This window comes from Streptomyces sp. NPDC006384, from assembly GCF_042870695.1.
GTDB lineage: Bacteria > Actinomycetota > Actinomycetes > Streptomycetales > Streptomycetaceae > Streptomyces.
Genome location: NZ_JBIAHR010000005.1, coordinates 36,291 through 54,866, shown reverse-complemented (window position 1 = coordinate 54,866; position 18,576 = coordinate 36,291). Strand labels below are relative to the sequence as shown.

The following is an 18,576-nucleotide window of genomic DNA, read 5'->3' as shown; positions in this document are numbered from 1 at the left end:
TCACGCCATCCAGCGCTCCGGGCGCGCGTCCCGCCGCCCGGTGCGGGAGCGTTCCGCCTGGCCGCGCAGCAGCTCCGCCGCCTCCCCGGCGTCCCGCAGCCGCGCGGTCACGGTCCTGTCCGCCCCCGTGTCCACCCGTACGTCGGCGACCCCCCGGGCCCGCTGCCACGGGCCCTGCGTCAGACGGACGCTCTGCACCTTGGCGTGCGGCACCAGCGCCAGGCTGCGCCGCAGCAGCCCGCGACGGGCGGCGAACACCGCGCCGGTGACGGCCAGCCCGTGGCCGCGCCACCACACCGGCAGACACCAGCGGGCGCGCCGCGGCGGACGCGACAGCTCCGCCGGCGCCGGCACGCTCACCCCGGGCAGCACCCGCGCCACGACGGACTCGGCGATCTCGCGCGGGGCGACCGGCAGCAGCACGGAGTTCGACGACCCGGCCACGTCCAGCTCGACCCGGACCCAGCCGCGCCGCCGCCACAGCAGCGGCTCCACGATCCGTACCGTCTGCACCCGGCCCGGCGGCACCGTCTCGTGACTCCGGTCCAGCAGTCCGTGGTCGAGGCGCAGCCCGTCCGGCGACTCGGCCACCGTCCAGTCGTACTCCCCGACGAACCGGCCCGCGCTGCTCGCGCCCGCCGCGCCCAGCAGGGGCAGCGCGGTCGCGAGGACCGTCCACAGGCTGTGGGTGGCCAGCCACAGCAGCGTCGGCACGACGACGGCGGCGACGAGGGCGGCCCAGGTCGCACCGGTCAGCAGCAGGGAGACGGCGAGGACGCCGGGCGGCACGCGCAGCAGCTGCCGGGCGGGCGCCTCCCCGACCTCGTGGGCCGTCTCGGGCGCGAAGCCCGCCGCCCGCGCGAGCAGCTCGGCCCGCAGCGCACGCGCCTCGGCCGCGCCCAGGAAGGCCAGCTCGTCCTTCTTGTCCGTCCCGACGACGTCGAGTTTCAGCTTGGCCACCCCCACGACGCGGGCCAGCAGCGGCTGGGTGACGTCGATGGCCTGGATCCGTTCGAGCCGGATGTGCGCGGTGCGCCGGAACAGCAGGCCGGTGCGGATGCGCAGCTCGGACTCCGTCACCGCGTAGTGCGTGTACCACCAGCTCAGGAAGCCGTACAGGGCGGCGGCGGGGATCAGCACGGCGAGGCCGGCCAGCAGCGTGGTCGTGGTCAGCCGCGACAGCTGGCGCTGCGCCTGGTCGGGGTCGTGCACCGCCCACCCTGCTATCACGGCGACCGGCGCCCAGGCCCGCCGCAGCGGGGTGACGGGGTGCAGCCGGCGCTCGGTCACCACCGCGCCGGCGTCCTCGGTGCTCACAGCCCCGCCGACCGGGCCTCGCCCAGCTCGGTGAGCCGGTCGCGGAGCCGTTCCGCCTCGGCCGGGTCCAGGCCCGGGATGGTCGCGTCGGTCGCGGCGGCGGCCGTGTGCAGCTGGACGCCGGCCAGCCCGAAGTACCGCTCGACCGGCCCGGAGGTCACCTCGACCAGCTGCATCCGGCCGTACGGCACCACGGTCTCCTCCCGCCACAGCACGCCCCGGCTGATCAGCAGGTCGTCGGCGCGCTCGGCGTACCGCCAGGAACGCCAGTTGTGCTCCAGCATCACCCAGCCCCAGGCCAGCACGGCGAGCGGCAGCAGCGCGAAGGCGGCCCAGGCGGGCCCCGCCAGCAGTCCGGGCACGAGCCCGGCGGCCAGGGCGAGCAGCACCGTCCACACCAGCAGCAACAGGCGTCGCATCCGCAGCAGTCCCGGTGGCAGCCCGGTCCACACCGGGGCGTCCACCACCGCACCGGCCGCTCCGCCGGCCCCGGCCGTCCCGCCGGCCCCGGTCTCCGCCGCCCCCGTCGTGCCCGTGTCGTCAGGGCTCCCCGTCTCCATGGGGCCAGCGTACGGAGGGGCGGCACGTGGGGGAGACTGTGCGCATGACTCCTACGACGGAGACCATGGTCGGTATCGGCGGCGCGGCGGAGAGCACCGACATGGTGCTCAACATCGGCCCCCAGCACCCGTCCACGCACGGCGTGCTGCGGCTGCGGCTCGTCCTGGACGGCGAGCGCATCACGAGCGCGGAGCCCGTGATCGGCTACATGCACCGCGGCGCGGAGAAGCTGTTCGAGGCGCGTGACTACCGGCAGATCATCGTGCTGGCCAACCGGCACGACTGGCTGTCCGCGTTCTCCAACGAACTGGGTGTCGTCCTCGCCGTGGAGCGCATGCTCGGCATGGAGGTCCCCCCGCGCGCGGTGTGGACGCGGACGCTGCTCGCCGAGCTGAACCGGGTGCTCAACCACCTGATGTTCCTCGGCTCGTACCCGCTGGAGCTGGGCGGCATCACCCCGGTCTTCTACGCCTTCCGGGAGCGGGAGATCCTCCAGAACGTCATGGAGGAGGTCTCCGGCGGGCGCATGCACTACATGTTCAACCGCGTCGGCGGCCTCAAGGAGGACCTGCCGGCCGGCTGGGCCGCACGCGCGCGCGCCGCCGTCGCCGCCGTGCGCTCCCGCATGGACGTCTTCGACGACCTGGTGCTCGGCAACGAGATCTTCCGGGGCCGGACCCGGGGCGTGGGCGTCCTGAGCCCCGAGGCCGTGCACGCCTACGGCGTCAGCGGGCCGATCGCCCGCGCCTGTGGCGTCGACTTCGACCTCCGGCGCGACGAGCCGTACCTCGCCTACGGCGAACTCCAGGACACCCTGAAGGTCGTCACCCGCACCGAGGGCGACTGCCTCGCCCGCTTCGAGTGCCTCCTGGAGCAGACGCACAACGCCCTCGACCTCGCCGACGCCTGCCTGGACCGGCTGGCCGGCCTGGAGCCGGGGCCGGTCAACCAGCGGCTCCCCAAGGTGCTGAAGGCGCCCGAGGGCCACACGTACGCCTGGACCGAGAACCCGCTCGGCATCAACGGCTACTACCTGGTCAGCAAGGGCGAGAAGACCCCGTACCGGCTGAAGCTGCGCTCGGCCTCGTACAACAACATCCAGGCGCTCGCCGAGCTGCTGCCCGGGACGCTGGTCGCGGACATGGTGGCGATCCTGGGGTCACTGTTCTTCGTCGTCGGGGACATCGACAAGTAGGGCGGCGGCGTCGACCGGGCCCACCGGCTGGAGCAGCCACACGAAGTCGCCGAGCCCGCCGGACGCGGTCAGCTCGGCGGCCTCCGAGGCGCCCGCGAGGGCACGCACGTACGCCGCCGGGTCGGTGGAGGCCAGCGCGAGCGGGGGGCGCGCGCCCGTGACGCCGAGGGCGCGCAGGACGTCCCGCTGGGGGCGCAGCAGCGCGTCGCGGGGCGTGCGCTCCGGGACACCCGCTCCACGAGGCGCCGCAGCACCCGCTCCACGAGGCGCCGCAGCACCCGCTCCACGAGGCGCCGCCGCGCACGCGTCCAGCGCGACGTGCGCGGTGATGTCGCAGGAGCCGTCCGGCACCGGCGTCGTCTCCCGCCCCTCCCGGAACCCGGTGAGCGTCCCGAACGGCGGGCGGCCGCCTCGCGTGTGGGCGTAGTCGGCGGCCACGGCGAGCCCCCGGTCGAGCGCGGAGACGGCGGCCGCCCAGGCGGTGTCCCGGGGGTGCCCGATCTCGGCCCGCAACCCCTCCTCGCCCGGCAGCGGCCACCACCGCGCCAGCCACTCGGCGTCCGCGCCGGTCACCGGCCCCCCGAGCCGTTCCGTCCCGTCGCTCCGCACCAGGACCCGCCGCGCCACGCCGTCGGCGTCCACCTCGGCCACGTCCACCGGGACGTTGTCCAGCCACTCGTTGGCGAACAGCAGCCCCGTGATCCCGCGCGGCGGCCGGTCCAGCCACGCGATCCGCCGGTCCAGCCCCTCGGGGCGTCCGGCGACCTCCACGGCGTACGCGCGGGTGCGGGCGGCCACGTCGGCGGGCAGCGCGGCCAGCACCCCGGTGACCAGCTCGCCCCGCCCGGCGGCCATGTCCACGAAGCCGAGCGCCGCGGGCCGGCCCAGAGCCGCGTCGACCCGGCACAGCAGCCGCGCCACGGCGCCGGCGAACAGCGGCGACGCGTGCACCGACGTCCGGAAGTGCCCGGCGGGCCCCTCGGGACCGCGGTAGAAGCCCGTCGGCCCGTACAGGGCGTCCGCCATCGCGTCCCGCCAGCCCCGCCAGTCGTCGCCCGTCCCCTCGGCCTCTGCCGTCCCCGCCGTCCTCGTCGTCACAGTCCCAGGCTAGGGGCACAGGAGAGCGGGGCCTCCACCTTGCGGAGTACGCGCGGCGGACGCGGATCGGCCCTTCGGTTGACCCCTGCACCTATCCCCCCTGCCTACGCTGGGTCACGTGCAGCGCCTCTACGATTTCCTCCGCAGACACCCGACCGGGGTCGACTGTTTCTGGGCCCTTGTCCTGCTGGGGATCTCCGCGATGTCCGTGAGCACGCAGCAGGAGGCCCACGGAAGGGACGCCACGGTGCTGGTCGTCCCGTTCATGGTGCTGCTGTCCGCGGTGATCGCGCTGCGCCGGCGCATGCCGGAGAAGATGCTGCTGCTGGCCGTCGCACTCGGGGTGGGCCAGCTGGCGCTGGACGTCCCCATGATGTCCGCCGACTTCGCCCTGCTGGTGATCGTCTACACGGTGGCCGCGACCGGTGCCCGCTGGTCCTCCCGGCTCGCGCTCGTCATGGGCCTGTGCGCCGCGCCTCTCGCGCAGCTGCGCTGGCCCAAGGAGGACATGGGCCTGGGCAGCAACATCGCCATAACGGTCTTCCAGACGGTGCCCTTCGCCCTCGCCTGGGTGCTCGGCGACTCCATCCGCACCCGCCGCGCCTACTTCGCGCAGCTCGAGGAGCGCAACGCCCGGCTGGAGAAGGAGCGCGAGGCGCAGGCCAAGGTCGCGGTGGCCGCGGAACGGGCCCGGATCGCACGCGAACTGCACGACGTCGTCGCGCACAACGTCTCCGTGATGGTGGTGCAGGCCGACGGCGCCGCCTACGTCCTGGACACGGCGCCCGACCAGGCGAAGAAGGCCCTGGAGACCATCTCCACCACCGGCAGGCAGGCCCTCGCCGAGATGCGCCGCCTGCTAGGCGTGCTGCGCACCGGCGAGCACCAGGAGACCGGCGAGTACGTGCCGCAGCCCGACGTCGAGCAGATCGGGGAGCTGGTCGAGCAGTGCCGCACCGCCGGGCTGCCCGTCGACTTCAAGATCGAGGGAACCGCGCGCCCGCTGCCCAGCGGCGTGGAGCTGACCGCCTACCGCATCGTGCAGGAGGCGCTCACCAACACCCGTAAGCACGGCGGCCCCGACGCGGGCGCCAGCGTGCGCCTCGTCTACTTCGACGACGGGCTCGGCCTGCTCATCGAGGACGACGGCAAGGGCGCCCCGCACGAGCTGTACGAGGAGGGCGGCCTCGACGGCCAGGGCCACGGCCTGATCGGCATGCGGGAACGGATCGGCATGGTCGGTGGCACCCTGGACGCGGGCCCGCGGCCCGGCGGCGGCTTCCGCATCAGCGCGCTGCTGCCGCTGAAACCCGCACACTGACCCGCTGACCCGTCCGCGCCCGTACGGCGTTCATCCCTGTCACCTCCCGCCGGGTCCCCGGCGGAGAACGGAAGAAGAGGCCCGATGACGATCCGCGTGATGCTCGTCGACGACCAGGTGCTGCTGCGCACCGGTTTCCGGATGGTGCTCGCCGCCCAGCCGGACATGGAGGTCGTCGCGGAGGCGGGCGACGGGGTCGAGGCCCTGCAGGTGCTGCGCTCGACCGCCGTGGACGTCGTCCTGATGGACGTCCGCATGCCCAAGCTGGACGGCGTCGAGGCCACCAGCCGGATCTGCGCGGACCCGGACGCGCCGAAGGTGCTGATCCTGACCACCTTCGACCTCGACGAGTACGCCTTCTCCGCGCTGAAGGCGGGTGCCTCCGGCTTCATGCTCAAGGACGTGCCGCCCGGCGAGCTGCTCGCCGCGATCCGCTCCGTGCACAGCGGTGACGCGGTGGTCGCTCCCTCGACCACCCGCCGGCTCCTCGACCGCTTCGCGCCGATGCTGCCGGCCACCGGCCAGGAGCCCCGGCACACGGAGCTCCAGCGGCTGACCGGCCGCGAGCGCGAGGTGATGGTGCTGGTCGCGCAGGGCCTGTCCAACGGCGAGATCGCGTCCCGCCTCGTCCTGTCCGAGGCGACCGTGAAGACGCACGTCGGCCGCATCCTGACCAAGCTCGGCCTGCGCGACCGGGTCCAGGTCGTGGTCCTCGCCTACGAGACCGGCCTGGTACGCGCCGGCGGCGGCCACGGCTGACCTCGCCCCGGCGCGGACACGCCTGACCCCGCCCCGCCCCGGCACGGACACGGCGCCGGGCTACCGGAGGATGCCCTCCAGGAAGTCGCTGCCCAGCCGGGCCACCACCGTCACGTCCAGCTGGTGCAGGACGTAGCGTCCGCGGCGGCGCGTGGTGATCAGGCCCGCCTTCTTCAGCACCCCCAGGTGCCGGGATATCTCCGGCGGCGTCATGCCCTGCGCCTGCGCCAGCTCGCTCGTGGTGTAGGCGCTGCGGGCCAGGAAGCGGCAGATCCGCATCCGGACCGGGTGGGACAGCGCGGTCATCCGCAGCGTGAGCTGCTCGACCGAGGGAGGTGAGACCGGCTCGGCGGCGCCGACCGGGTAGTGCAGGACGGGCTGCCAGCCGTACCGGTGCAGGACCGACAGGTGCGGCCAGCCGAAACTGGTGGGCAGGAGCAGCAGACCGCCGTCCCCGGTGGCCGTACGGCCGTCGCCCAGTTTGTCGACCGTGATCACACCGGCCGCCTCGTCCAGCGTCACCGCCGGGGACACCGCGGCCAGCGCCTCCGCCAGGCCCCTGCGGCGCAGCAGCTCCGTCTTGTGGCGGGCGTCGGCGGCCAGTTGGTGGCGCAGCCGGGACCAGGCGTCGGCGAAGAACGCCTCGTCGCAGTCGTGCAGGAACTGGCGCAGCCAGGCCCGGATGCGGGGCGGGTCGGCCAGCAGCCGCTCGCTGAACCGCAGTTGCCGCGGCCCGCGCGCGGCGGCCAGGTCGAGGGCACGTCGGCGCACCACGGCGTCCGACAGCGCGGAGGAGTCGCGGGTGCTGTAGTCCATGGCGCAGGTGAACTCCAGTGCCGCGTCCACGAACTGTTCGTCCGACAGCTTGTCCAGCAGGTCCAGGTCCTCGGCGAGGGTGGCGCCGGGCAGCGTGCCGCGGCCGGGGATACCGGCGAACGGCAGGAACAGGTCCGAGAACGTCGTCCGCCACAGGAAGTCGGCCTCGCACATCCGGTCGGCCAGGTGCGGATCGAGCCGGGCGGACACCCCGGTCACCCAGCCCTGCAGCCCCGGGTGGTGCCCCGGCTCGGCCAGCGCGTGCAGCGCCATGCACAGCTCGGCCAGGGGCGAGGGCACGACGGCGACCTTCTCCGGCCGCAGCCCTGCGATGTCGATGCGCACGCTCATGCCCTCATGGTGCACGCCGCCACCGACAACACCGCCGTCGATTGACCACCGCCGTCAATCGGCACGACGCCGCCGGTGCGGCCGGAGCAGTCTGGGACCACCGGGGCAGCCGCGGAGCCCGCACACCGACCCGTCAGCCTTCGTGCCCTGAGAGGCGATCCGCCATGAGCATCACGCAGCAGTACCTTCTCGACACCTACCGCGCCCGGCGGCTCGGCGAGCCCGTGCCGCCCGCACCCGGCACCCACGACCGGCAGGCCGTGCGCGCGTGGCGCGACCGCCGCCGGTTCCGGCGGGTCCTGGCCGGCCGCGGTCCGGGGGCAGCGGGGCAGCCGCGGGCCGGCCGGTCAGCGGGGCAGCCGCGAGCCGGCCGGTCAGCGGGGCAGCCGCGAGCCGGCCGGTCAGCGGGGCAGCCGCGCGGCGAAGTCCGCGACCGCGGCCCGCACGTCGGCGGCCGTCCACTCCAGGCCGGCCGCCTCCACCCCGACCTCGGTGACGGCGATGCCCGGCCCGGCCTCGTCCCAGGACCGCGAGAAGAGCACGGTGCCCGTCTCCTCGCCCTGCCGGAGCGCGGCCTCCCCGGCGGCCTCGGCGTCGTACGGCAGCCAGACCTGGAACTCGTGGGTGTGGGGCACCTCGGGGTGCACCCGCGCCCACGGCAGCCCGGCCGCCGCGAAGCCCTCGCGCAGCGCGGCGGCCACCACGCGCGCGTGCCTCACGTACTCCGGCAGCCGGGGCAGCTCGCGTTCCAGTCCGGCCAGCGCCGACAGGACGGTGGGGAACTGCTGGAACACGTTGCCGCCGTACCGGTGCCGCCAGGCCCTGGCCTCCTCCACCAGCGTGCGCGGCCCGGCCAGGGCTGCGCCGCCGTAGCCCTTGAGGGACTTGTAGTAGGAGACGTACACGCTGTCCGCGAGGCCCGCGATCTCGTCCAGGGGACGGCCGAAATGCACGGTCGACTCCCACAGCCGGGCCCCGTCGAAGTGCACCACCGCGTCGCGCTCCCGGGCCGCGCCGACCACCTCGGTCAGCTCCTCCCACGTGGGCAGCAGATACCCGGCGTCCCTGAGCGGCAGCTCCAGCATCAGCGCGCCGAAGGGCTCCTCGAAGCCGCGCACCTCGTCGGCGGACGGCTGCCGAGGCTCGCTCGTCAGCCGCACCGGGCGCAGACCGCTGACCCGGCTGAAGGCGTTCCGCTCGTGCACCTCCGGGTGACCGAGCCCGTGCAGGGCGACGGCCGGGTCGCCGGTGCGGCCCGCCCAGCAGCGCAGCGCCACCTGCTGGGCCATGGTGCCGGTCGGGAAGAAGACGGCGGCCTCGTGGCCGAGCAGGGCGGCCGTACGCTCCTCCAGCGCCGTCACGACGCCGTCGCCGTACACGTCCGACGGCTCGTCGAGGTCGTGGAGCTCCTCGGCGCCGTCGAGCAGGGCGAGCCGTTCCCGGAGGGTGTCGGTGAAGCCCGGCCGGGCGAGCAGGCGCTTCGCGCCGCGGTGCACGGCCGCGCGCCGCTCGCGCGTCCGCCGGTACCGCTCCTCCCGCTCCTGCGGACGTTCCTCCCGCTCCTGCGGATGTTTCCCCCGCTCCTCCGGACGCTCCGCCGTGTCCGCCCGTCCCGCGGTTTCCCCTGTGTCGGTCATGCCGGGATCATGCCGTGCGGGAGGGGCCCGGGGCACCTGGGTTCCAGGCCGCGGGGGGAGGGCGCCCGGTCCGCCGCGCGGATCCGCGGAAACCCACAGCCTGTGGACGGCCGGACGTCCGCGGAACCGATCGCGTTAACATGACGAGAAATCGTCCGGTACCCCGAGCGGACTGGAACGGGAAGGCCGCCGTCGCGTGAACACAAACCCACAGCCGGATCCCAGGGACCGCCCCGCGCGGCTCACCGTAGGCGTCGTCGGCGCCGGACGCGTGGGGCCCGCGCTGGCCGCGTCCCTCCAGCTCGCCGGGCACCGCCCGGTGGCCGTCTCCGGGGTCTCCGACGCCTCCCGGCGGCGTGCCGCGGCCCTGCTCCCCGACGTGCCGCTGATGACACCCGCGGAGGTCCTCGGGCACGCCGAACTGGTGCTGCTGACCGTCCCCGACGACGCGCTGCCCGGCCTGGTGACCGGCCTCGCCGAGACCGGCGCGGTACGGCCGGGCCAGCTGCTCGTGCACACCTCCGGCCGGTACGGCGCGAAGGTCCTGGACCCCGCCCTGCGCGCCGGCGCCCTGCCGCTCGCCCTGCACCCGGCGATGACCTTCACCGGCACCCCCGTGGACGTCCAGCGTCTGGCCGGCTGCTCCTTCGGCGTCACCGCGCCCGAGGAACTCCGGACGGCCGCCGAGGCCCTGGTCATCGAGATGGGCGGCGAACCGGAGTGGATCGCCGAGGACAGGCGCCCGCTGTACCACGCGGCCCTCGCCCTCGGCGCCAACCACCTGGTCACCCTGGTCGCCCAGTCCCTGGAGCTGCTGCGCACCGCCGGCGTCGGGGCCCCCGACCGCATGCTCGGCCCGCTGCTGGGCGCCGCCCTCGACAACGCCCTGCGCTCCGGCGACGCGGCGCTGACCGGCCCCGTCGCCCGCGGGGACGCGGGCACGGTCGCCGCGCACATCGCGGAGCTGCGCGCCCACGCCCCGCAGACCGTCGCCGGCTACCTGGCGATGGCCCGCGCGACGGCCGACCGCGCCCTGGACCGCGGACTGCTCAAACCCGAACTCGCCGAGGACCTGCTCGGAGTGCTCGCCGACGGGGCCGCCCCGTCCGGCCGCACCGACGGCACCGACCCCGAAGGCACCGAAGGAGACGCCCGATGACCCCCACCCTGCTGCGCACCGCGGAGGAACTGCACGCGCGCGCACGCCACGGTCGCCGGGCCGTCGTGATGACCATGGGCGCCCTGCACGAGGGCCACGCCACCCTGATCCGCACCGCACGGCGGACCGTCGGCCCGGACGGCGAGGTGGTCGTCACCGTCTTCGTCAACCCGCTCCAGTTCGGCGCCGGCGAGGACCTCGACCGCTACCCGCGCACCCTGGACGCCGACCTGGAGCTCGCCGGCCGGGCGGGCGCCGACGCCGTCTTCGCCCCCTCCGTCGACGAGGTCTACCCCGGCGGCGAGCCCCAGGTCCGCGTCACCGCGGGCCCCATGGGCGAACGCCTGGAGGGCGCCTCTCGCCCCGGCCACTTCGACGGCATGCTCACCGTCGTCGCCAAGCTGCTCCACCTCACCCGCCCCGACCTGGCCCTGTACGGCCAGAAGGACGCCCAGCAGCTCGCCCTGATCCGCCGCATGGTCCGCGACCTGAACTTCGGCGTGGAGATCGTCGGCGTGCCCACCGTGCGCGAGGACGACGGCCTGGCCCTCTCCAGCCGCAACCGCTACCTCTCGCCCGCCGAGCGCCGCACCGCCCTCGCGCTCTCCCGGGCCCTGTTCGCCGGCCTCGACCGGCACGCCGCCCAGGAGGCGCTGCGCGCACGGGCCCGCGAGGTGCCCGCCACGCGCGCGCGTGCCGAGGCGCTCGACGCCCTCGGCGAGTCCCGCGCGGCCGCCGACGCGCACGCCGTCGCCGCATCCGCGCCGGGCGCCGCCACGGCCGTCCGGGACGCCGCCCGCCTGGTCCTGGACGAGGCCGCCCGCCTCGACCCGCCGCTGGAACTGGACTACCTCGCCCTGGTCGACCCGTCCGACTTCACCGAGATCGGCGACGACCACACCGGCGAGGCCGTCCTCGCCGTCGCCGCCCGGGTCGGCGCGACCCGGCTGATCGACAACGTCCCCCTCGCCTTCGGAGCCGCCTCGTGACCAGCACGGGCATACGCCTGCACGCCCCCGCGCCCGGCTGGTCCGTCGCCGCAGACGTGGTCGTCGTCGGCTCCGGCGTCGCCGGTCTCACCGCCGCCCTGCGCTGCGAGGCCGCCGGCCTGGACACGGTCGTCGTCACCAAGGCCCGCCTCGACGACGGCTCCACCCGCTGGGCCCAGGGCGGCATCGCCGCGGCCCTCGGCGAGGGCGACACCCCCGAGCAGCACCTCGACGACACCCTGGTGGCCGGCGCGGGCCTGTGCGACCCGCAGGCCGTCCGCCTCCTGGTCACCGAGGGCCCCGACGCCGTACGCCGGCTCATCGCGACCGGCGCGCACTTCGACGAGGCCGGCGACGGCGGCCTCGCCCTCACCCGCGAGGGCGGCCACCACCGGCGCCGCATCGCCCACGCCGGCGGCGACGCCACGGGCGCGGAGATCTCCCGCGCCCTGGTGGAGGCGGTACGGGCACGGGGCATCCGCACGGTCGAGAACGCCCTCGTCCTCGACCTCCTCACGGACGCCGACGGCCGCACCGCCGGTGTCACCCTGCACGTCATGGGCGAGGGGCAGCACGACGGCGTCGGAGCGGTCCACGCCCCCGCCGTCGTCCTCGCCACCGGCGGCATGGGCCAGGTCTTCTCCGCGACGACCAACCCGTCCGTCTCCACGGGCGACGGTGTCGCGCTCGCCCTGCGCGCCGGCGCCGAGGTGAGCGACCTGGAGTTCGTCCAGTTCCACCCCACCGTCCTCTTCCTCGGCCCGGACGCCGAGGGCCAGCAGCCCCTGGTCTCCGAGGCGGTACGCGGCGAGGGCGCCCACCTGGTGGACGCCGACGGCGTGCGCTTCATGCAGGGACAGCACGAACTGGCCGAGCTCGCCCCCCGGGACATCGTCGCCAAGGGCATCACGCGCCGCATGCGGCAGCAGAACGCCGAGCACATGTACCTGGACGCCCGCCACTTCGGCGCCGAGATGTGGGAGCGGCGCTTCCCCACGATCCTCGCCGCCTGCCGCGCCCACGGCATCGACCCGGTCACCGAGCCGGTCCCGGTCGCCCCGGCCGCCCACTACGCCTCCGGCGGCGTCCGCACCGACTCCCACGGCCGCACCACGGTCCCCGGCCTGTACGCGTGCGGCGAGGTCGCCTGCACGGGAGTGCACGGCGCCAACCGCCTGGCCTCCAACTCCCTGCTCGAAGGCCTGGTCTACGCCGAGCGCATCGCCGCCGACATCGCGGCGCACCACGCGGACGGCACGCTCCGCGCGCGCGTACCGGCGCCGCTCCCGCACACGGCCCGCCCGGAGCACCCCCTCCTGCCCCCCGAGGCCCGGCCCGTCCTCCAGCGGATCATGACCGAGGGCGCGGGCGTCCTGCGCTCCGCCGACTCCCTCGCCCGCGCGGCCGACCGGCTGCACCGCCTCCACAGCGAGGCCCGCGACGCCCTGCGCGAGCACGGCAAGACCGCCGAGCCGGGCGTCGACACCTGGGAGGCGACGAACCTCCTGTGCGTGGCCCGCGTCCTGGTGGCCGCGGCGGCACGGCGCGAGGAGACCCGCGGCTGCCACTGGCGCGAGGACCACGCCGACCGCGACGACACGGCGTGGCGCCGCCACATCGTCGTACGCCTGAATCCGGACCGCTCTCTCGCCGTGCACACCACGAAGACGCCAGAATTCCCCCCGACCACTCCCGTTCCCCAGCCGGCGCACCGCCTCCAGGAGCAGTGACACCAGTGAACACCCCCGATCTTCCCCTCGCCTCCGGCGGAGGCTGCGGCGACGGCTGCGGCTGCGGCGCGGACACCGACGAGGAGACGTACCTCGAGTGCGGCCTCGATCCCGCGCTCGCCGCCCTCCTGCTCGACTCCGGCCTTGACCCCGTGGAGGTCGAGGACATCGCGAACGTCGCCCTCCAGGAGGACCTGGCCCACGGCGTGGACGTGACGACGGTCGCGACCATCCCCGAGGACGCCGTGGCCACCGCCGACTTCACGGCCCGCGAGGCCGGCGTCGTGGCGGGCCTCAGGATCGCCGAGGCGGTCCTGTCGATCGTCGCCACCGACGAGTTCGAGGTGGAGCGCCACGTCGCGGACGGCGACCGGGTGGAACCCGGCCAGAAGCTCCTCTCGGTCACCACCCGCACCCGCGACCTCCTCACCGCCGAACGCAGCGCGCTCAACCTCCTGTGCCGCCTGTCGGGCATCGCGACCGCCACCCGCGCCTGGGCGGACGCCCTGGAGGGCACCGGGGCCCGGGTCCGCGACACCCGCAAGACGACCCCGGGCCTGCGCTCCCTGGAGAAGTTCGCGGTCCGCTGCGGCGGCGGCGTCAACCACCGCATGTCCCTCTCGGACGCGGCCCTGGTCAAGGACAACCACGTGGTCGCCGCGGGCGGCGTGGCGGAGGCCTTCCGGGCCGTCCGCGAACAGTTCCCGGACGTCCCCGTCGAGGTCGAGGTCGACACCCTCCACCAGCTCCGCGAGGTCCTGGACGCCGGCGCCGACCTGATCCTGCTGGACAACTTCACCCCGGGCGAGTGCGAGGAGGCGGTGGCCCTCGTCGACGGCCGCGCCGCCCTGGAGGCCTCCGGCCGCCTCACCCTGGACAACGCCAAGGCGTACGCCGACACCGGCGTCGACTACCTGGCCGTGGGAGCCCTCACCCACAGCTCCCCGATCCTGGACATCGGCCTGGACCTGCGGGAAGCGGAGTAGAGCCATGCTGCTGACGATCGACGTGGGCAACACGCACACCGTCCTGGGCCTCTTCGACGGCGAGGACATCGTCGAGCACTGGCGCATCTCCACCGACCCGCGCCGCACGGCCGACGAACTGGCGGTCCTCCTGCAGGGCCTGATGGGCATGCACCCCCTCCTCGGCGACGAGCTGGGCGACGGCATCGACGGCATCGCCATCTGCGCGACCGTCCCCTCGGTCCTGCACGAACTGCGCGAGGTCACCCGCCGCTACTACGGCGACGTCCCCGCGGTCCTCGTCGAACCGGGCGTCAAGACCGGCGTCCCCATCCTCACCGACCACCCCAAGGAGGTCGGCGCCGACCGCATCATCAACGCCGTCGCCGCGGTCGAGCTCTACGGCGGCCCGGCGATCGTCGTGGACTTCGGCACGGCGACGACCTTCGACGCGGTGAGCGCGCGCGGGGAGTACATCGGCGGGGTCATCGCCCCCGGCATCGAGATCTCGGTCGAGGCGCTCGGCGTCAAGGGCGCCCAGCTCCGCAAGATCGAGGTGGCCCGCCCCCGCAGCGTGATCGGCAAGAACACGGTCGAGGCGATGCAGTCCGGCATCGTCTACGGCTTCGCCGGCCAGGTCGACGGCGTCGTCCGGCGCATGGCCCGCGAGCTGGCGTCCGACCCGGACGACGTGACGGTCATCGCGACGGGCGGCCTGGCCCCGATGGTCCTGGGCGAGTCCTCGGTCATCGACGAGCACGAGCCGTGGCTGACGCTGATGGGCCTGCGCCTGGTCTACGAACGCAACATGTCCCGCATGTAGGCATGGGCGGGCCCGACGGCCCGGCGCTGCCGGGGTGCCTCCCCACGAGCGGGAGGCACCCCTCCACCCCGCCCCACGGCCATCCGTGTGGATCTTGCACGCCACGCCCACCCGTTGTGCGGGGTTTGTCCGATTAGCGCGTAGCGTCCCCCCATGCCCACGCCATACGGATCCCGAGGCGGCATGGCGTTCGGCGCTCAGGAGCTGCGTGTGCTCCGGCGCGCCCTCGCCCTCGCCCTGAACCCCAGCCCCGCCTCGGCCGAGGACGTCCAGGACTGTCTCCGCCTGGCCGAGTCGCTCGACGAGGTGGCCGGGGAGAGCGCCAGGCTGCACGACTTCCTGATGGCCGACCTCGCCCGCTACCGCGCCGCCCTCCCCGGCAGCGTCACCGGTTACCTCACGCTCCTGGACGAGGCCCTGTGCGCGGGCCACCGCCCCGGCCCGGACGACCTCGCCGCGCTCCGGGCCCTGCGCGGCAACCCCGCCGCGGCCGCCCTCCTGGCCCGCTGCGCGCCCCCGGCGACCACGGCCACGATCACCGCCGCGACCACGGCGACGGTCACCCTCCCCGCCGCCCGCACCCGTCTGCTCGCCCTCCCCGGCGGCCGCTGCGCGGCCGGCCAGGACCCGGCCGCCCGGCCCGGCGAACAGCCCCCGCGGCAGCCGTCCCCCCGTCCCGCCCCGGCCACCCCGAAACGCCCCGTCCCCACCCCCGGCGAGGTCTTCCCCCGCCGCAAGCCGGTCCCGCCCCCCGCCGGCTCCCGGCACCACCTCGCGGCCGGCTGACGGGCCCTGGCTACCCTGGTTCCATGGACTACGTCTCCGCGCTCCTGCCCCCGGTCGTCATGGCGGCCTTCTTCATCGGTGTCGTCAGGGTGATCGTGAAGACCCAGGGCGGCGCCAACATGGCCAAGGAGGACGCGGCCGTCGACGCGGCCCTCGCCCGGACCGAGGGCGCGGGCCGCCCGGCCCCGCACCCGGAAGCCTGAGAGGCTCCCGCCCCCAGCGGCCACCGCACCACCCGCACCCCTCTTCGCGTACGGCCCTTCCGTGCACCCGCACCCGGGCCGTACGCCCTTTTTCTGCACGTCCGGCACGCCATGTGCCGTATCGGCCACTATTGTCGTGAGAGTGCCTCGCCCCTTGGGAGAACTCGAAGACGCGGTCATGACGCGGGTGTGGAAGTGGAACCGCCCGGTGACCGTCCGGGAAGTCCTGGAAGATCTTCAGCAGGAACGGTCCATCGCGTACACCACCGTCATGACCGTCCTGGACAATCTTCATCAGAAGGGCTGGGTGCGCCGGGAGGCGGAAGGCCGGGCCTATCGATATGAGGCCGTCTCCACCCGGGCCGCCTACTCCGCCGCGCTGATGAACGAGGCGTGGTCGCAGAGCGACAACCCCGCGGCCGCTCTCATCGCCTTCTTCGGCATGATGAACGAGGAACAGCGCCGGACGCTCAGGGATGCCATCCGCATCGCACAGGGCCCGGAAACCCCCGCGCCGGGACCCGGCTCGGAGACGGACACCGACGAGCGATAGCGTCCCCCCATGCCAATTGCCATCACTGTCCGGCGGGCACGCACCAGCGATGTCCCGGCCGTACGCCGGCTCCTCGACGAGTACGTACGCGACGGCATCCTGCTCGACAAAGCGATGGTGACGCTTTACGAGAGCATCCAGGAGTTCTGGGTCGCGGAACGGGACGACAACGGCGAGGTCGTCGGCTGTGGCGCCCTGCATGTGATGTGGGAAGACCTCGCGGAAGTACGCACTCTCGCGGTGAAGCCGGGGCTGAAGGGCGCCGGTGTGGGACATCGCCTGCTGGAGAAGTTGCTGGAGACCGCGCGCGGGCTGGGTGTTCGCCGCGTTTTCTGTCTCACCTTCGAAGTGGACTTCTTCGGCAAGCACGGCTTCGTGGAGATCGGCGAGACCCCGGTCGACACGGATGTCTACGCCGAGCTGCTGCGTTCCTATGACGAGGGCGTGGCGGAGTTCCTGGGTCTCGAACGAGTGAAACCGAACACCCTCGGCAACAGCCGGATGCTTCTGCACCTGTGATCGTCCGCCGTGAGAACCGGGCCGCGTTGTGCTTCGGCGGCTTCACCGGACGCCCGAAGGGCACGACCGGATCCGCAGCCCTTCGCCAGGTTTATTCGCCCGCCGGCCCGGACGCGGGTGCCCTATGTCCGAATCGCGCATCTTTCGGCGCGGGGTGAGCTACGGGTTCCCGCCGGGGGTTTGTGTTTTCCCGGCAAAAGCGGTTTGCTTTCCGACGTACTGCAGTACTGCATATAACAAGGGGCGGCGATACGGCGGACGCCGGCGGACCTCCGGCCCTCACGTTATCGATGAAAGGAAATCCGGTGGCACAGAAGGTTCAGGTCCTTCTTGTCGATGACCTCGACGGCGGCGAAGCGGACGAGACCGTGACGTTCGCGCTGGACGGCAAGACGTACGAGATCGATCTCACCACCGCCAATGCGGACAAGCTCCGTAGCCTTCTCGAGCCTTATGTGAAGGGCGGACGCCGGACCGGGGGCCGCGCTTCGGGCGGCCGCGGCAAGGCGCGCGCTTCCTCGGGCGGCAGCCCGGACACCGCGGCGATCCGCGCCTGGGCGAAGGCGAACGGCCACGAGGTCAACGACCGCGGCCGTGTCCCCGCCGCGATCCGCCAGGCGTACGAAGAGGCCAACGGCTGATCACCGGGCCACGTCCCGGCCCGGCCCGCCCGGCGCGCGGAGAGCCTTCCCGTCCGGGCCCGCACCCCGGAACCGGCATCCCCGGAGCCGGCACGCTCGGAGCACGGGTGTCCGGGGCCCGCACGCCCTCAGCACGCCGTCCGGGAGAGCCGGACCCGGTGACACTGCGTCGCCAGGGTGTGCACCAGCCGTGCGAGATCGGGGGCGGCCCCGGTGGGACGCCCCAGGGCGGGCAGAGCCGGCAGCGAGGCCTCGGCCTCACTGCCCGGCTCGGGGGGCCGCAGCCACACGGCGGCTTCCCGGGAACCGCGGCGCCCCCGCGCCGGCGCCGCGCCGGCCGGACCGGGGCCCGGCGGCAGGGGCGCGTCCAGGAGACCGCCCGCGCCGATCGCCCGCAGGTCGAGCGGCAGCGAACCCCACTCCAGCCACTCCAGCAGTCCGGGCAGCTCGTCCGCGCCCCCCGCGGCCACGAGCAGCAGCATCCGCCCGCTCCGCAGCGCGACCGGAAAGCCGGGTGCCAGGCGCCCGAGCGCGGCGCGACCGGCCTCGGCCGGGACGTCCAGGACGTCGAAACGGACCCCCACGCGCAGCCGCAGGGGCGTCCCCGGCGCGGTCGGCCAGCCGAGCCCGTGCTCGTACCACCACCGTGCCCGCTCCCACGCCCCGCTCTGTTCGGGCGGCCGGCGGGGAGGCGGCACGGTGGGGGTGGCGGGAAGCGCGTCGGCCATGCCAGGTGAAACCGCCGGAAAACCCCTGCGGTTACGCTGGGTGTGGAGTCGACTTCGCCGCGTGCTGCACGAGGGGGCGCGCAGGGGTGTGGAGGGGCGCAAGGGTGTTCGCCCGTAGCGGAGGGAATCGGTGCGCGCGGCATGGAGTGTCAGACCCTGCGGGTAAGACATCCCTAGTGGGAGGGGGCGACACGCAGAATGGGCCGTCTCACGTTCGCCATCGGCGTACTGGCGAGTGGGGTAAGTGCCTGGCCTGCGGGAACATCGTCTCGCACCATCGGGTTGTGGCAGATGTCGGCGTCACGGGTCAGGAGGCCATCGACGGTGTCGGCAGTTGGAATGAGCGGTCCCCGCTCGCGGGACTAAGCTGCGGAAGGACAGGGAGGGGAAGTTCCCCTTACTGCCTGACCGCTCTGAGGAGCGAT

General features: G+C 74.3%; 19 protein-coding genes. 13 read left to right on the top strand and 6 right to left on the bottom strand.

What is annotated here, in order from left to right:
* Positions 1–1,317 carry a PH domain-containing protein gene (locus ACFYOJ_RS07825; RefSeq protein WP_356551290.1) on the bottom strand — a complete coding sequence of 439 codons (1,317 nt, stop codon included), beginning with the start codon at positions 1,315–1,317 and terminating at the stop codon, positions 1–3.
* Positions 1,314–1,877, bottom strand: a complete 564-nt coding sequence (locus ACFYOJ_RS07820; RefSeq protein WP_356551288.1) for a PH domain-containing protein — start codon at positions 1,875–1,877, stop codon at positions 1,314–1,316. Before ACFYOJ_RS07820 ends, ACFYOJ_RS07825 begins: the two co-directional genes overlap by 4 nt.
* Positions 1,878–1,921: 44 nt before the next feature.
* Between ACFYOJ_RS07820 and ACFYOJ_RS07815 the strand changes: the two genes are divergently transcribed.
* Positions 1,922–3,073, top strand: coding sequence for an NADH-quinone oxidoreductase subunit D (locus ACFYOJ_RS07815; RefSeq protein ID WP_356551286.1), 1,152 nt, complete (start codon positions 1,922–1,924; stop codon positions 3,071–3,073).
* Here the strand turns inward: ACFYOJ_RS07815 and ACFYOJ_RS07810 are convergent.
* The gene (locus tag ACFYOJ_RS07810; protein ID WP_356551549.1) at positions 3,038–4,099 is read right to left on the bottom strand and encodes an SAM-dependent methyltransferase; all 1,062 of its coding nucleotides are present in this window, start codon (positions 4,097–4,099) and stop codon (positions 3,038–3,040) included. The two genes, ACFYOJ_RS07815 and ACFYOJ_RS07810, sit on opposite strands and share 36 nt — an antisense overlap.
* 190 nt (positions 4,100–4,289) lie before the next feature.
* Here ACFYOJ_RS07810 and ACFYOJ_RS07805 point away from each other — a divergent pair, with 190 nt between their 5' ends.
* A complete protein-coding gene (locus ACFYOJ_RS07805; protein WP_356551285.1) occupies positions 4,290–5,492 on the top strand; it encodes a sensor histidine kinase in 1,203 nt (400 codons plus the stop codon).
* A gap of 84 nt (positions 5,493–5,576) precedes the next feature.
* Positions 5,577–6,251 carry a response regulator transcription factor gene (locus tag ACFYOJ_RS07800; protein ID WP_356551283.1) on the top strand — a complete coding sequence of 225 codons (675 nt, stop codon included), beginning with the start codon at positions 5,577–5,579 and terminating at the stop codon, positions 6,249–6,251.
* Between the two features lie 60 nt (positions 6,252–6,311).
* On the opposite strand, the gene ACFYOJ_RS07795 is transcribed toward ACFYOJ_RS07800, so the two are convergent.
* Both ACFYOJ_RS07795 and ACFYOJ_RS07790 read right to left on the bottom strand, forming a co-directional pair.
* A complete protein-coding gene (locus ACFYOJ_RS07795; RefSeq protein WP_356551282.1) occupies positions 6,312–7,418 on the bottom strand; it encodes a DUF5937 family protein in 1,107 nt (368 codons plus the stop codon).
* A gap of 401 nt (positions 7,419–7,819) precedes the next feature.
* Positions 7,820–9,055, bottom strand: a complete 1,236-nt coding sequence (locus tag ACFYOJ_RS07790; RefSeq protein ID WP_356551280.1) for a beta-eliminating lyase-related protein — start codon at positions 9,053–9,055, stop codon at positions 7,820–7,822.
* Between the two features lie 196 nt (positions 9,056–9,251).
* Between ACFYOJ_RS07790 and ACFYOJ_RS07785 the strand changes: the two genes are divergently transcribed.
* From ACFYOJ_RS07785 to ACFYOJ_RS07740, 10 genes are all read left to right on the top strand, one after another.
* Positions 9,252–10,214 carry a DUF2520 domain-containing protein gene (locus ACFYOJ_RS07785; protein WP_356551278.1) on the top strand — a complete coding sequence of 321 codons (963 nt, stop codon included), beginning with the start codon at positions 9,252–9,254 and terminating at the stop codon, positions 10,212–10,214.
* Positions 10,211–11,203, top strand: coding sequence for a pantoate--beta-alanine ligase (gene panC / locus ACFYOJ_RS07780; RefSeq protein ID WP_356551276.1), 993 nt, complete (start codon positions 10,211–10,213; stop codon positions 11,201–11,203). Before ACFYOJ_RS07785 ends, panC begins: the two co-directional genes overlap by 4 nt.
* Entirely contained in the window at positions 11,200–12,933 is a 1,734-nt protein-coding gene (locus ACFYOJ_RS07775) for an L-aspartate oxidase (RefSeq protein ID WP_356551274.1), read from the top strand. The genes panC and ACFYOJ_RS07775 overlap by 4 nt, the downstream gene beginning before the upstream one ends.
* A gap of 5 nt (positions 12,934–12,938) precedes the next feature.
* Positions 12,939–13,919: a carboxylating nicotinate-nucleotide diphosphorylase gene (gene nadC / locus ACFYOJ_RS07770; protein WP_356551272.1), complete on the top strand. Its 981-nt coding sequence runs from the start codon at positions 12,939–12,941 to the stop codon at positions 13,917–13,919.
* Between the two features lie 4 nt (positions 13,920–13,923).
* Positions 13,924–14,721 (top strand): type III pantothenate kinase, encoded by a 798-nt coding sequence (locus tag ACFYOJ_RS07765; protein ID WP_356551270.1) that lies wholly within the window; start codon positions 13,924–13,926, stop codon positions 14,719–14,721.
* Between the two features lie 153 nt (positions 14,722–14,874).
* The gene (locus ACFYOJ_RS07760; protein WP_356551269.1) at positions 14,875–15,507 is read left to right on the top strand and encodes a hypothetical protein; all 633 of its coding nucleotides are present in this window, start codon (positions 14,875–14,877) and stop codon (positions 15,505–15,507) included.
* A 23-nt stretch (positions 15,508–15,530) separates the two neighbouring features.
* Complete coding sequence (locus ACFYOJ_RS07755; RefSeq protein WP_356551268.1) at positions 15,531–15,710, top strand: hypothetical protein; 180 nt, start codon at positions 15,531–15,533, stop codon at positions 15,708–15,710.
* A 154-nt stretch (positions 15,711–15,864) separates the two neighbouring features.
* Positions 15,865–16,263 carry a BlaI/MecI/CopY family transcriptional regulator gene (locus ACFYOJ_RS07750; RefSeq protein ID WP_388596310.1) on the top strand — a complete coding sequence of 133 codons (399 nt, stop codon included), beginning with the start codon at positions 15,865–15,867 and terminating at the stop codon, positions 16,261–16,263.
* A 9-nt stretch (positions 16,264–16,272) separates the two neighbouring features.
* Positions 16,273–16,782: an amino-acid N-acetyltransferase gene (locus ACFYOJ_RS07745; protein WP_356551266.1), complete on the top strand. Its 510-nt coding sequence runs from the start codon at positions 16,273–16,275 to the stop codon at positions 16,780–16,782.
* A 305-nt stretch (positions 16,783–17,087) separates the two neighbouring features.
* Positions 17,088–17,423 (top strand): Lsr2 family protein, encoded by a 336-nt coding sequence (locus ACFYOJ_RS07740; RefSeq protein ID WP_356551264.1) that lies wholly within the window; start codon positions 17,088–17,090, stop codon positions 17,421–17,423.
* Positions 17,424–17,551: 128 nt separating this feature from the next.
* Here the strand turns inward: ACFYOJ_RS07740 and ACFYOJ_RS07735 are convergent, their stop codons facing one another.
* A complete protein-coding gene (locus tag ACFYOJ_RS07735; protein WP_356551263.1) occupies positions 17,552–18,151 on the bottom strand; it encodes an SCO3374 family protein in 600 nt (199 codons plus the stop codon).
* Between the last annotated feature and the right edge of the window lie 425 nt (positions 18,152–18,576).

What these genes read in the sequence shown, in the direction of transcription:
- ACFYOJ_RS07760 (WP_356551269.1), top strand. Translation starts at nt 14,875, where the DNA reads ATGCCCACGCCATACGGATCCCGAGGCGGCATGGCGTTCGGCGCTCAG.
- ACFYOJ_RS07790 (WP_356551280.1), bottom strand. Translation starts at nt 9,055, where the DNA reads ATGACCGACACAGGGGAAACCGCGGGACGGGCGGACACGGCGGAGCGT.
- ACFYOJ_RS07795 (WP_356551282.1), bottom strand. Translation starts at nt 7,418, where the DNA reads ATGAGCGTGCGCATCGACATCGCAGGGCTGCGGCCGGAGAAGGTCGCC.
- panC (WP_356551276.1), top strand. Translation starts at nt 10,211, where the DNA reads ATGACCCCCACCCTGCTGCGCACCGCGGAGGAACTGCACGCGCGCGCA.
- ACFYOJ_RS07765 (WP_356551270.1), top strand. Translation starts at nt 13,924, where the DNA reads ATGCTGCTGACGATCGACGTGGGCAACACGCACACCGTCCTGGGCCTC.
- ACFYOJ_RS07810 (WP_356551549.1), bottom strand. Translation starts at nt 4,099, where the DNA reads ATGGCGGACGCCCTGTACGGGCCGACGGGCTTCTACCGCGGTCCCGAG.
- ACFYOJ_RS07815 (WP_356551286.1), top strand. Translation starts at nt 1,922, where the DNA reads ATGACTCCTACGACGGAGACCATGGTCGGTATCGGCGGCGCGGCGGAG.
- ACFYOJ_RS07820 (WP_356551288.1), bottom strand. Translation starts at nt 1,877, where the DNA reads ATGGAGACGGGGAGCCCTGACGACACGGGCACGACGGGGGCGGCGGAG.
- ACFYOJ_RS07755 (WP_356551268.1), top strand. Translation starts at nt 15,531, where the DNA reads ATGGACTACGTCTCCGCGCTCCTGCCCCCGGTCGTCATGGCGGCCTTC.
- ACFYOJ_RS07735 (WP_356551263.1), bottom strand. Translation starts at nt 18,151, where the DNA reads ATGGCCGACGCGCTTCCCGCCACCCCCACCGTGCCGCCTCCCCGCCGG.
- ACFYOJ_RS07745 (WP_356551266.1), top strand. Translation starts at nt 16,273, where the DNA reads ATGCCAATTGCCATCACTGTCCGGCGGGCACGCACCAGCGATGTCCCG.
- ACFYOJ_RS07800 (WP_356551283.1), top strand. Translation starts at nt 5,577, where the DNA reads ATGACGATCCGCGTGATGCTCGTCGACGACCAGGTGCTGCTGCGCACC.